At 41.6% G+C, this 12,238-nt stretch carries 10 protein-coding genes; 9 read left to right on the top strand and 1 reads right to left on the bottom strand.

Translation table 11 applies throughout. The features are described 5' to 3' along the window. The first annotated feature begins 75 nt into the window (after nucleotides 1-75). The 3 genes from tig (at nucleotide 76) to clpX (ending at nucleotide 3,675) form a co-directional block, all read left to right on the top strand. A complete protein-coding gene (gene tig / locus G631_RS0107020; protein WP_026488849.1) occupies nucleotides 76-1,542 on the top strand; it encodes a trigger factor in 1,467 nt (488 codons plus the stop codon). 221 nt (nucleotides 1,543-1,763) lie between these two features. Beyond that, entirely contained in the window at nucleotides 1,764-2,369 is a 606-nt protein-coding gene (clpP, locus tag G631_RS0107015; protein ID WP_026488848.1) for an ATP-dependent Clp endopeptidase proteolytic subunit ClpP, read from the top strand. Between the two features lie 37 nt (nucleotides 2,370-2,406). Next, nucleotides 2,407-3,675 carry an ATP-dependent Clp protease ATP-binding subunit ClpX gene (gene clpX / locus G631_RS0107010; RefSeq protein WP_026488847.1) on the top strand — a complete coding sequence of 423 codons (1,269 nt, stop codon included), beginning with the start codon at nucleotides 2,407-2,409 and terminating at the stop codon, nucleotides 3,673-3,675. A 114-nt stretch (nucleotides 3,676-3,789) separates the two neighbouring features. Here the strand turns inward: clpX and yihA are convergent, their stop codons facing one another. Next, entirely contained in the window at nucleotides 3,790-4,398 is a 609-nt protein-coding gene (yihA, locus tag G631_RS0107005) for a ribosome biogenesis GTP-binding protein YihA/YsxC (RefSeq protein ID WP_026488846.1), read from the bottom strand. Between the two features lie 216 nt (nucleotides 4,399-4,614). Here yihA and G631_RS0107000 point away from each other — a divergent pair, with 216 nt between their 5' ends. The 6 genes from G631_RS0107000 to G631_RS0106975 all read left to right on the top strand — a co-directional run bounded on the left by G631_RS0107000 (nucleotide 4,615) and on the right by G631_RS0106975 (nucleotide 12,090). Continuing rightward, nucleotides 4,615-6,366, top strand: a complete 1,752-nt coding sequence (locus G631_RS0107000; RefSeq protein WP_026488845.1) for a hypothetical protein — start codon at nucleotides 4,615-4,617, stop codon at nucleotides 6,364-6,366. Next, nucleotides 6,367-6,975 (top strand): hypothetical protein, encoded by a 609-nt coding sequence (locus G631_RS0106995; RefSeq protein WP_026488844.1) that lies wholly within the window; start codon nucleotides 6,367-6,369, stop codon nucleotides 6,973-6,975. Next, nucleotides 6,972-8,351, top strand: coding sequence for a hypothetical protein (locus G631_RS20135; RefSeq protein WP_051196977.1), 1,380 nt, complete (start codon nucleotides 6,972-6,974; stop codon nucleotides 8,349-8,351). Before G631_RS0106995 ends, G631_RS20135 begins: the two co-directional genes overlap by 4 nt. Before the next feature lie 171 nt (nucleotides 8,352-8,522). Then, nucleotides 8,523-11,117: an ATP-dependent chaperone ClpB gene (gene clpB, locus G631_RS0106985; protein ID WP_026488843.1), complete on the top strand. Its 2,595-nt coding sequence runs from the start codon at nucleotides 8,523-8,525 to the stop codon at nucleotides 11,115-11,117. 31 nt (nucleotides 11,118-11,148) lie between these two features. Continuing rightward, complete coding sequence (locus G631_RS0106980) at nucleotides 11,149-11,331, top strand: DUF4250 domain-containing protein (RefSeq protein WP_026488842.1); 183 nt, start codon at nucleotides 11,149-11,151, stop codon at nucleotides 11,329-11,331. 96 nt (nucleotides 11,332-11,427) lie between these two features. Further along, entirely contained in the window at nucleotides 11,428-12,090 is a 663-nt protein-coding gene (locus G631_RS0106975) for a hypothetical protein (protein WP_026488841.1), read from the top strand. The last annotated feature ends 148 nt before the right edge of the window (nucleotides 12,091-12,238 follow it).

The raw sequence follows: 12,238 nt of genomic DNA, 5'->3' as shown, positions 1-12,238 counted from the left end.
AACAATATTATGATATGATGTAAACCGATTGTGCCCAAAAGGGCGTAGACTTTTTTAGGAGGAAACAATAGTAACATGAGCGTAACAGTAGAGAAGCTCGAGAAGAGCATGGCTAAGCTTAAAATCACAGTTTCTGCAGATCAGCTTGAGAAGGCTTTGCAGAAGGCATATGAGAAGAATAAGAACAAGATCCAGCTTCCTGGATTCCGTAAGGGTAAGGCTCCTCGTAAGATGATCGAGCAGATGTATGGCAAGGGAGTATTCTACGAAGATGCAGCTAACGAGCTCATCGAGGAAGAGTATCCTAAGGCAGTAGAAGAGTGCGGCGAGAGCGTTGTATCTTCACCTAAGATCGACGTTGAGCAGCTTGAGGCTGGTAAGGACTTCATCTTTACAGCTGAGGTAGCTCTTAAGCCACCAGTTAAGCTCGGAAAATATAAGGGTGTAGAAGTTCCTAAGATGGACGTAGAAGTTACAGACGAGGAAGTTGATGCTGAGATCGACAAGCAGCGCAACACTAACGCTAGAACAATCGATGTTACAGATAGAGCAGTTGAGAACAACGATATCGTAACTCTTGATTTTGAAGGATTTGTAGATGGAGTTGCTTTCCAGGGCGGTAAGGGAACAGATTATCCTCTTACAATCGGTTCAGGTTCATTCATTCCTGGATTCGAGGAGCAGCTTATCGGATTTGAAATTGGCAAGGAAGGCGATGTTAACGTAACATTCCCTGAGGATTACCAGGCAGAGGATCTTGCTGGTAAGGCTGCTACTTTCAAGTGCACAGTTAAGGCTATCAAGGCTAAGGAGCTTCCAGAGCTCAATGATGAGTTCGCTTCAGATGTATCTGATTTCGATACACTTGCTGAGTACAAGGAAGATGTTAAGAACAAGCTCGTAGAGCGCAAGACAGCTTCTGAGAAGGCTAACAGAGAGGATCTCGTAGTTAAGGCTGTTATAGAAGATTCAGAGATGGAGCTTCCTGAGGCTATGATCGAGACTCAGCAGAGACAGATCGTTAATGACTTTGCACAGAGACTTCAGATGCAGGGCATGAACTTCGATCAGTACATGCAGTACACAGGCAACACAGTTGACAAGATGCTTGAGCAGGTTAGACCTCAGGCTATCGAGAGAATTCAGGCTAGACTTGTTCTTGAGGCAGTTGCAGAGGCTGAGAAGATCACAGTTTCTGATGATGATTTCGAGGCAGAGCTTGCTAAAATGGCTGAGCAGTACAAGATGGACGCAGATAAGCTTAAGGGTCTTATGGGTGAAGGCGAGCTTAAGACAATGCGTGAGGATCTCACAGTTCAGAAGGCAGCTGATTTCCTTGTAGAGAATGTTAAGGAAGGTGCCAAGAAGGCAGCAGCCAAGAAGACTACTACCAAGAAGGCAGCAGCTGACAAGGACGCTGAGGAGAAGCCAGCTAAGAAGACAACAACAAGAAAGACAACTAAGAAGGCTGCAGATGATGCTACAGCTGAAGAGAAGCCTAAGAGAACAACTAGAAAGAAGAAGACAGAAGAAGAGGCTTAATTCATATCTTTTGACGCAATGAATATATAAGGCGCGAGGATGGTCATACGTCCTCGCGCTTTTCATAGTTTTTTTATAAAATAAAGGTTGCATAAAATCTAATTGTAGCGTAGTATTGCTCGTAAGTGCTAAAGACTTTAAAAAAATCAATAATTAAATTATAATGTAAATAGTATGTGCATTTGCATTTGCCATTACAGTAAGATGAAAGGAAGACAGATATGAGTTTAATACCTTACGTCATTGAACAGACAAGCCGTGGAGAGAGATCCTATGATATCTACTCCAGACTTTTAAAAGAAAGAATTGTATTTTTGGGAGAAGAGGTTAATGCAGCTTCAGCCAGCACAATTGTGGCTCAGCTCCTTTTCCTTGAGGCGGAAGATCCTAACAAGGATATCCACATGTACATCAACAGCCCTGGAGGAGAGATTTCTTCCGGTATGGCTATTTACGATACTATGAACTACATCAAGTGTGATGTTAGCACAATCTGTATCGGAATGGCTGCCAGCATGGGTGCTTTCCTTCTTGCAGGCGGCGCTAAGGGTAAGAGAATGGCTCTTCCTAATGCAGAAGTTATGATCCATCAGCCACTTGGTGGAACACAGGGCCAGGCTACAGAGATTGAGATTGCTGCCAAGCACATTCTCAAGACTAAAGAGAAGATGAACAGAATGCTTGCTGCAAACTGTGGCAAGACATATGAGCAGGTAGCTGCTGATACTGAGAGAGATAACTGGCTTTCAGCTCAGGAGGCTCTTGATTATGGCCTTATCGATTCAATCATTGAGAATCGTCCATCTGAGAAGGATGACAAGAAGTAATTAAGAAGGCATTTTATATTAGAAATGAGGACTAATAATGGCAGGAAAGAATTCCGGTGAGATCAGGTGCTCTTTTTGTAACAAGACACAGGATCAGGTTAAAAAGTTAATAGCAGGACCTGCAGGGGTTTACATTTGTGACGAGTGCGTAGACATTTGTGCAGATATTATTGAGGAAGAATTTGAGGATGAGCCTGTTACAGGCAGAGACCAGCAGATCAACCTCCTCAAGCCTGTAGAGATCAGGAACTTCCTTGATGAATATGTAATCGGACAGGACGAAGCTAAAAAGGTTTTGGCTGTATCTGTTTACAATCATTACAAGAGAGTTCTTGCTCCCAAGAATGAAGACAAGAATGATGTTGAACTTCAGAAGAGTAACATCATTATGATCGGACCAACAGGATCTGGTAAGACATATCTTGCACAGACTCTTGCCAAGATCATCAATGTGCCATTTGCTATTGCAGATGCTACTACTCTTACAGAGGCTGGATATGTAGGTGAGGACGTTGAGAATATTCTCCTTAAGCTTATCCAGAATGCAGATTATGATATCGAGAGAGCTCAGTACGGAATCGTATATATCGATGAGATCGATAAGATCACCAAGAAGAGCGAGAATGTGTCTATAACACGTGATGTTTCAGGTGAAGGCGTTCAGCAGGCTCTTCTTAAGATTGTAGAAGGTACCGTGGCAAGCGTTCCTCCTCAGGGTGGACGTAAGCATCCTCACCAGGAGCTTATACAGATTGATACCAGCAATATTCTCTTTATCTGCGGTGGTGCTTTTGACGGACTTGATAAGATCGTGGAGGCAAGACTTGACCGCAATTCAATCGGATTTAACGCTGAGATTGCAGATAAGTCTGAGAGAGAAATCGGTGAGGTTCTTAAAGAGGTAACTCCTCAGGATCTTGTAAAGTTTGGTCTTATTCCAGAGTTTGTAGGACGTGTGCCTATTACAGTTACTCTTGAAGGTCTTTCCAAGGAAGCTCTTATGAGAATCCTTACAGAGCCCAAGAATGCTCTTGTTAAGCAGTATCAGAAGCTCTTTGATTTTGATGATGTTAAGCTTACATTCGAGGATGAGGCTGTTCATAAGATAGCTCAGATGGCTTATGAGAGAGAGACTGGAGCTAGAGGACTCCGTTCTATCATGGAGAAGACTATGATGGATGTTATGTATGAGATTCCATCAGATGAGACTATCAGCGAGTGCGTTATCACAGATGCATCAGTTGATGGAACCAGCCAGCCACTTCTTGTTCACAAGGATCAGAAGAAGCTTAAGCAAGCTAAATAAGATAAGTAAATGATTATAAATAAAAAGCAATTGGAATGAGGATGTACCTCAAACCAATTGCTTTTTTCATTTTTACACTATAAGATTATGCGAATTTTTGTTTGTAAAAAACTGTCAGGCTTCTGGTGTGTTTGCTGCCTCAGCAAGAAGCTCATCCATGAAATCATATATTTCCTGACGGCCCTCTTTGGACAGGGCTGAGTAAGGGAAAATCTTGATCTCATCTGGAAGTCCAAGGGTGTTTCTGAGCATGTTAAGGTGCTTCTCATGCTGGGACTTTTTGATCTTGTCAGATTTAGTAGCTATGATGACTGGCTGGAAGCCCTGATGAACAATCCATTTGTACATCTGAACATCATTGGCTGAAGGCTCGTGCCTTATATCTATTAAAAGAAATACTCTAAGGAGCTGCTTGGAAGTGTGAAGGTAGTTCTCAATCATCTTGCCCCACTGCTCCTTGACCTTCTCAGGGACTCTTGCAAAGCCATATCCTGGAAGATCCACAAGATAGAACTCATCATTTATGTTGTAGTAATTGATGGTCTGAGTCTTGCCTGGCTCCTGGGAAGTTCTGGCATAGTTCTTGCGGTTCATGATCCCGTTTATAAGTGAGCTCTTACCAACATTACTCTTACCTGCAAAGGCAAATTCAGGATGGATATTGTCAGGAAGAGTACTGGTGATTCCGCACACTGTCTCAAGATTTACATTTTTTATAACCATAATAATTCTCCAATAATCTAAATGAATAAAATGTTTTCGGCGCTTTAATAATACACTATAAAAACTAATGTGGCAAAAAAGTGATCAGATAGTTGGAAGATTTTTCTATGTTAGAATAGTTGATATTTTGATATAGTTTCATTTGTGTGAAACAAAGCAAGGCGGGTGAATGTATAAAAGATAGAATAAAAAAGCCTTGTTGGGAGGAAATGAAAAATGAAAAGGATCAGTGCAGCTCTTTTAGCTGGCGCAATCATGGTTACAGCAACAGGATGTGATTTACAGGAACTGGGGAAAAAACCAATTAGAGTCGAATCAGAAGCGGAGGCCTCAGTGGAAGATATGTCAGTAGCTGAACCTGGAAAAGAGGAAGTGAAAGAAGAGGCACCAGAAGCAGCTACTGTTGAAGAGGTAGAGGAAATAATTGAGGAAGAAGAGCCTGAAGAAGATCTTTTGACTAAATACAAGAATAATCCAATGGACCTTACACCTGGAGAATTGTTCAGGCTGTTTTGCCAGGGAGAGATCATGGCAGAGACTCTTCCTGATGAAAGTGGCAATACACAAACAATTGATGCAAGTCATTATGAATTTGAAGACTTTACAGATGCTACCAGTGCAATGACTGTGAAAAAGCCTTTGGATCTGGATAATGATGGGGAACTTGAATTTATCCTTAATAACATGGTTTATGGGGATATGTATTTCGACTGCAAGGATGGCAAGGTTGTATGCTTTGCACAGGGCGAAGGTACAGAGATTAAGTGTACTAATCAGTACTATAACGGCGCTAACTGGGTTATCCATTATGGCTCTGCTGGCAATGGAACTGCATATATTTTTGATAAATATAATGGAAATTTAGAGATTACCGAGTCCTTCAGGCTTGATGCTATAGATGAAGCGGATGGAACAATGTCTTACTACAAGGATGAGACACCTATCTCAGCAGATGAATATGTTGTTCTGCGCGAGACTATTTTTGGCTATGACCGTGAGGGCATGATGGAAGGCGAAGAGCTTACAAAAAGTGAGCTTAAGGACTATGAAGCTTTCCTTGAGCGAGATGGTTATGTTGGGTTTACGTTTACAACTTATAGGCAGCCTGAAGATGTGAATTGGGGGAGTGTTCTCTATGGAGGGGCAGGAATAGATACAGATGATTACTCTGTAGAGGCCAAAGATGCTTATCTTAAGGCAATTGGCGAAGAGTATGTAGAATACGATCTTGCTGCATATAAAGGAGACGATGTCAGGGCAGATATAGAGAGAAAAACCGGACTTGTTAATTTTGATCTGAAAAAAATTCGGGGGCTTGTATATGTAGAAGAGTATGATATGTGCTTCCTGGAGTACAGTGATGTTACTAATTTAGATGTGACTATCCTAAAGGGAGTTAAGAATGGTCCTGTAGTACAGCTTGTTATTGAAGGCAGATATGGCGAACCTGCAACTCGCCTGACACTTATAGGAACAGGGAATCCCGCAAATCCATTCCATTTTTATTCAAACCGTCAGCTTTGGGAGGAAGAATATGGAAATAAGACCTTCCTTGCCCCTGTGGATGGATCAGATGAAATGGTTGAATATGTTGTTTCATCTTCTGTGAATGTTCATGATGGTTGTACACGTCCACATATTCAGATAATAGAAGGCAATGAGACCGGAAAAACTGTAGGTACATGGATGGAGAATGTAGATCTTGCAGGATATGAAATAAAGGAAGTACTATTCTGTGAAGTAAACGGCGATGATATTGGAGATGCGATCCTGATACTGGATGACGGATCAGATACGATTGCTGTAGTCAGCAGAGGAAAAAAGAACGAATATGGTTCAAGCTACTATTATTGCGATAAATATACTACTACAGAATGGCTTGGCAAAAACATTAAGAATTTGACAGCGACACGCGTATTAAAGTACATTAAATCTCATCAGGATGAATATAAGGAACTCATTAAATAAATGAATTTTACTCCACTTAAGGTATCACTGGATGAGGCCTGTATGTCAGACTTTTCAAGGCGATACCACTTTAAAGAACAAGATAAAAATGAGATAGAAAAGCTCTACATAAAGGTTGAGCCAAGGGTTCACGCTCAGTTCCACTATTGCCTTCTTGGCGACAATGGTGAAGTTGTGGAAAAAGATGCTACGAACTGCGCAAGAAAAGCGTTAGTGGTGGTTACTCTCGGTCAGGCCTTTGACGAGTTTCAGGACAGCTTTCTTTCTGATACAAAGGAAAATATCCACAGGGCTTATATTCTTGATTGCATAGGTCTGGAGCTCTTGTCCAGGGCTTATTCGGAGATTGATGAAAAGCTCCATGAACTAACAGGAATGTATGCAGGTAATTACACTTTTGCAGGGGAAGACAGGCTTCCAATGTCTGAAGTTCCAAAGCTTATGGGACTTCTTGGGCAGAAGGCTGTAACCTACAACGAGGCGTTTGTGCTGATTCCAAAGAAAAGTGTGCTTTTTGCAGTACCACTTTCAAAAGAGCCAGTTCATAAACCTGGACTGTGCAGTGCGTGCGGCAACGTGGACTGCGCCATGAGACAGGAGGGAGCATGAGTCTTAAAGATTTGTTCAGGTTTTTTGTTGATAAAAGCTTTTCGGAGATAAAAGAAAATCAGGATTGCGAGACTAGAAGTGCTGCAGCAAGTGAATCAATAAACGATAAGCAGCAGGTAGCCAGCGAACCAGATATCAATCGACAGCCAACAGTAAGCATTTTGCACAGCTGGAAAAAAGGTAATGGTTTCTTTGCTCCAGGTGTGGCTATATTTGTGGAAAATGGTAAGGGACTGCTTCGGGAAGCCTACACAAATGAAATTACAGAGTATTGCTACGGCAATTTAATGTTTGGAGACAAGACCTTGTTTCAGCTTCAAGGTGGGGAGTATTATTGTCCAACCTGCGAGAAGATAGTTAAGAGCGGATATAATCTTGAGCAGACAAAAGAGTTTTCTTTTGACGCCATAAATTCCGAAGATTCAGATTTTGAAGCTGTGGTTGAGCAGATGAAGCCGCTACTTGGACTACTTAAGTCTGATTACTATTTTCTGTGGGATACGGAGCTTTATCCAACAGATGGAAATGGTAATCTTTTCTGGGATTTTCCTAATGAGGATATTCCAATGACTGGGTCATGTGTCTATTATCGAGGAGCCTGTGAATGGGGACTATTAACCCCTCATTTTACCATTGCTACCCAGCCAAAAGCCAAGTTTAACAAGGAACGGGCTGAATATTACAGAGATAAGCCTGGAGCCAGGGCTATTGCGTATTACATGGACGGTAATCTTACAGCTCTTTTGGATGGGCATCACAAGGCAATGGCAGCTGCTATGGAACACAGAAAAGTCAGAGCAGTTGTTATATCAAGATGTAGTTATACTGTTTGGCAAGATGTAAATAAGAAAAAAGAAAAGTTTCTTATAGCAAATGATGCGCGCTTCAATTTTTCAGAACCATGGATAGACGAAAGAAAGATTGAAAGCGTACATGTCGCGACTAAAAAAGTTATCAGATTAGAACCGGTTACTACTAATGACGAAACTGAGTTTGACTTTGATACCAAAAAACTGGCATATGAGTATCCTACCGTGTCAGAATGTGCAAGCATAGATTATTTTGATGAAATAAATGATGAACTGATAGATGCGTATCTAAGAGGTGAATTCGTCAATGATACGTATAAATGTCAGAATCTGATCGAAGCTTTAGGAGCAATTAAAAGCCCTCGTCTCTTTGAAGTTATAGATCACTGCCTTTACAAAGAATTCGATAAGGATCTGCTGTATTTTGCGGCGGAGCAGATTGAGAAGCAGATGGAAAGAGGCAATAACTTAGGACAGGATAACCTTCAGGATTACTTGATAGAATATATGACAAAGGTAGAGAACGAGTATCCAGAGCTGGGCAAAAAGATATTTGAAATGCTGTGAGAGATTTGAGGGAGTTGACAAAAGAAAAAAGGATTGTTATAGTTGTAATAGAACAACAATAACAATCTTTTATATTGCATTAATGTGAGTCCTGGACCATTGACTTATATACAGTATATTTGCAGCTGATAGTGGAAGAGTTTCATTATATCTCTGCGGAGGGGAGGCATTATGAATATTCAGAAATTTACACAGAAATCCATAGAGGCGGTTAATAACTGCGAGAAGATTGCTATGGAATATGGCAATCAGGAGATAGAACAGGAACATCTCTTATATGCTCTTATGACCATTGAGGATAGTCTCATTGCAAGACTTGTTGAGAAGATGGGCGTAGACAGGGATTCTTTTATCAGGAGAATCGAGCAGGGAATAGCCAAGAGGACCAAGGTTCAGGGAGGAAATCCTTATGTGGGTGCTGACCTGAACAAAGCACTTATGTCTGCAGAGGATGAGGCCAAGGCTCTTAAGGATGAGTATGTATCTGTAGAGCATCTTTTTATGGCTATCATCAAGAAACCTAATAGAGAAGTCAGGGAGATACTGAGTCAGTTCGGCATCGATAGGAACAGATTCCTTCAGGTACTGTCTGAGGTCAGAGGTAATAGGAATGTTACAACAGACAACCCTGAGGCTACCTATGATACTCTTAACAAGTATGGTACAGAGCTTGTGGAGAAGGCCAGACGTCAGAAGCTTGATCCTGTAATTGGAAGAGATACTGAGATCAGAAATGTGATCAGGATTTTGTCCCGTAAGACCAAGAATAACCCGGTTCTTATTGGCGAGCCTGGTGTTGGTAAGACTGCAGTTGTAGAGGCTTTGGCTCAGAGAATAGCTAGTGGCGATGTCCCATCAGCTCTTAAGGACAAGAAAATCTTTTCTCTTGATATGGGAGCACTGGTGGCTGGTGCCAAGTACAGAGGCGAATTTGAAGAGAGGCTTAAGGCAGTTCTTGAGGATGTTAAGGGCTCTGATGGTGAGATAATTCTTTTCATTGATGAGCTTCATCTTATAGTAGGCGCTGGCAAGACTGATGGCGCTATGGATGCCGGCAATATGTTAAAGCCTATGCTGGCAAGGGGCGAACTGCACTGTATCGGTGCTACAACTCTTAATGAGTACAGACAATACATTGAGAAGGATGCGGCCCTTGAGAGACGTTTCCAGCCAGTAATGGTTGATGAACCTACAGTAGAGGACACAATCAGTATCCTTCGTGGACTCAAGGAGAGATACGAGGTATTCCACGGGGTCAAAATCATGGATTCAGCCCTTGTAAGTGCGGCGGTTCTCTCTAACAGATACATTTCAGACAGATTCCTTCCGGACAAGGCTATAGACCTGGTGGATGAAGCCTGCGCTCTTATCAAGACTGAGATGGATTCCATGCCAGCAGAGCTTGATGAGCTTAACCGTAAGATCATGCAGATGCAGATTGAGGAGGCAGCTCTCAAGAAAGAGGACGATTCTCTTAGTAAGGAAAGACTATCTAATCTGCAGAAAGAACTTGCTGAGCTCAAGGAAGAATTCGATTCCAGAAAGGCTCAGTGGTCCAATGAGAAAGAGGCAGTGGATAAGCTTGCTGCCATGCGTGAGCAGATAGATACCATAAATTCTGAGATTGCTATAGCTCAGAGAAATGGCGATTACGAGAAGGCTGGAGAACTTCAGTATGGTAGGCTTCCTGCGCTTAAGAAGCAGCTGGAAGAGGCTGAGGCATTGGCAAGAGAGAAAGAGTCTGAGACAACTCTGGTACATGAAAGAGTATCTGATGAGGAAATCGCAGGTATCATCAGCAGATGGACCGGCATTCCAGTCAGCAAGCTTACAGAGAGTGAGAGAAATAAGACCCTTCATCTTTCGGATGAGCTTCATCAGAGGGTTATTGGCCAGGACGAAGCCGTTGTAAAGGTTTCAGAAGCTATCATGAGATCCAAGGCTGGCATCAAGGATCCTACTAAGCCAATTGGTTCCTTCTTATTCCTGGGGCCAACTGGTGTAGGTAAGACAGAGCTTGCCAAGAGTCTTGCACAGGCCTTGTTCGACGATGAGAACAACATGGTCAGGATTGATATGAGTGAATATATGGAGAAGTATAGCGTATCCAGACTTATCGGAGCTCCTCCAGGATATGTGGGCTATGATGAGGGCGGCCAGCTTACTGAGGCAGTCAGGAGAAAGCCTTATGCGGTAGTCTTATTTGATGAGGTTGAGAAGGCACATCCTGATGTGTTTAATATTCTCCTGCAGGTTCTTGATGATGGACGAATAACTGATTCTCAGGGTAGAACGGTGGATTTCAAGAATACTATCCTTATCATGACTTCTAACATTGGTGCTCAGTATCTTCTTGATGGAATCAGGGATGATGGCACTATAAGTGACGAAGCTCAGAAAGAGACCATGGAGGATCTTAGAGCTCACTTTAGACCGGAGTTCCTTAACAGACTTGATGAGATCATAATGTTTAAGCCTCTTACCAAGGAGAATATCGGAGGCATTGTTGATCTTGTAATAGCAGATCTTAACAAGCGTCTGGCGGACAGAGAGATTACAGTTTCTCTTACTCCTGCGGCCAAAGCCTATGTTATTGACAATGCATATGATCCAATTTATGGAGCAAGACCTCTTAAGAGATATATCCAGAAATATGTGGAGACGCTTTCAGCCAAGCTGATCCTTCAGGATGAGATAAATCCACATGATACTATAGAGTTTGATGTAAGAGACGGAGAACTTGTAGCCAGAGGTGTGAAGGGCTGAATTAAAAGACTTTCATAGTAAGGAGAAAAGAATGATACCACAGGATCCAGTAATGCTGCTTAGCTTTATCAACATGAAGCTTCGAGATGAATATCAGGGGCTTGATGCCTTGTCAGAGGGGCTTGATATTAGCAAAGACGAGCTTGATGAAATAGTACGTAAACTAGAGGGTATAGGGTACAAGTATGATCCAAAGCTCAACAAATTCGCCTAATTAGAGTATACTAATTCTCTGTTGTGGGAATTTTTATCTCATTTTCCTGCGGCTATAGTAGTATTATCAGAATAGTTAAGAGAAGGAAAATGACAAATGGCGGATTTTTCAAGAGTAATCAGGATGATTGTGGAAAAAGATTATGCCACAATGAGACTAATATGTGTGTTTTGTGCGGTAATGTTCTTTGGCCTTACAATCATGCAATATCAGTCTGCGGATGAAATGAGTGATTATGACACTGCTCCTGCCTATATTACGGATGTAACTAGTAGGGAAGTCGTAAACCGAAAAGGTGTATATTACGAATATACTTATAATGTTCACTGGTATTATGAGGATGAGTGGCATGTTAAAACTATATCCAGCCAAATCGATCCACCAGATCAGGAACTTTCGGAAGTGCGTGTTAATCCCGTGAGCAAGAAGATGACAATTGGCAGTTCTGAGGGAAGCAGACATGGAGCCAACATGACAGCAATAATTGTTGGGATACTTCTAGTTTTATATATAATTCTTCTTGTCATCGACAAGAATAGACTTGAAGGAATTAACCGGAATTGTACTTTATCTATTGCTATGGGAGTCGTAGGTGGTATCATTACAGGACTGTGTTGTAAGATTGTTTATTCTGATTCCAGATATGTAGATGACCAGGGAATAATGATTTTCCTAACAGCATTATTTGTTATTATGGGTATAGGCGGAATCATAGGGAAAGTCTTGATCGCATCCAACAAAAATAAGGGTAAAAGGTAACATGAGTGCAACTGATAAAGAGAGATTCTTTGTCAGTTGCACTTTTTTATATCATCTGATCTAAAAACTGGTGTATAATTAATTTGTAATACCATAACTTCTTGAACGCAATAATGAAAACGTGTTAAGAGATTATGATATTACAATG

It is taken from the genome of Butyrivibrio sp. XBB1001, from assembly GCF_000424505.1.
Taxonomy (GTDB): Bacteria; Bacillota; Clostridia; order Lachnospirales; family Lachnospiraceae; genus Butyrivibrio.
Note: the sequence above shows the minus strand (reverse complement) of the source record. Positions and strands in the feature narration are given on the sequence as shown.

Bases quoted from the DNA above. Each gene is read 5' to 3' on its own strand.
- G631_RS0106995 (WP_026488844.1), top strand. From the start codon at position 6,367: ATGAATTTTACTCCACTTAAGGTATCACTGGATGAGGCCTGTATGTCA.
- G631_RS0107000 (WP_026488845.1), top strand. From the start codon at position 4,615: ATGAAAAGGATCAGTGCAGCTCTTTTAGCTGGCGCAATCATGGTTACA.
- G631_RS20135 (WP_051196977.1), top strand. From the start codon at position 6,972: ATGAGTCTTAAAGATTTGTTCAGGTTTTTTGTTGATAAAAGCTTTTCG.
- tig (WP_026488849.1), top strand. From the start codon at position 76: ATGAGCGTAACAGTAGAGAAGCTCGAGAAGAGCATGGCTAAGCTTAAA.
- clpP (WP_026488848.1), top strand. From the start codon at position 1,764: ATGAGTTTAATACCTTACGTCATTGAACAGACAAGCCGTGGAGAGAGA.
- G631_RS0106980 (WP_026488842.1), top strand. From the start codon at position 11,149: ATGATACCACAGGATCCAGTAATGCTGCTTAGCTTTATCAACATGAAG.
- yihA (WP_026488846.1), bottom strand. From the start codon at position 4,398: ATGGTTATAAAAAATGTAAATCTTGAGACAGTGTGCGGAATCACCAGT.
- clpB (WP_026488843.1), top strand. From the start codon at position 8,523: ATGAATATTCAGAAATTTACACAGAAATCCATAGAGGCGGTTAATAAC.
- G631_RS0106975 (WP_026488841.1), top strand. From the start codon at position 11,428: ATGGCGGATTTTTCAAGAGTAATCAGGATGATTGTGGAAAAAGATTAT.
- clpX (WP_026488847.1), top strand. From the start codon at position 2,407: ATGGCAGGAAAGAATTCCGGTGAGATCAGGTGCTCTTTTTGTAACAAG.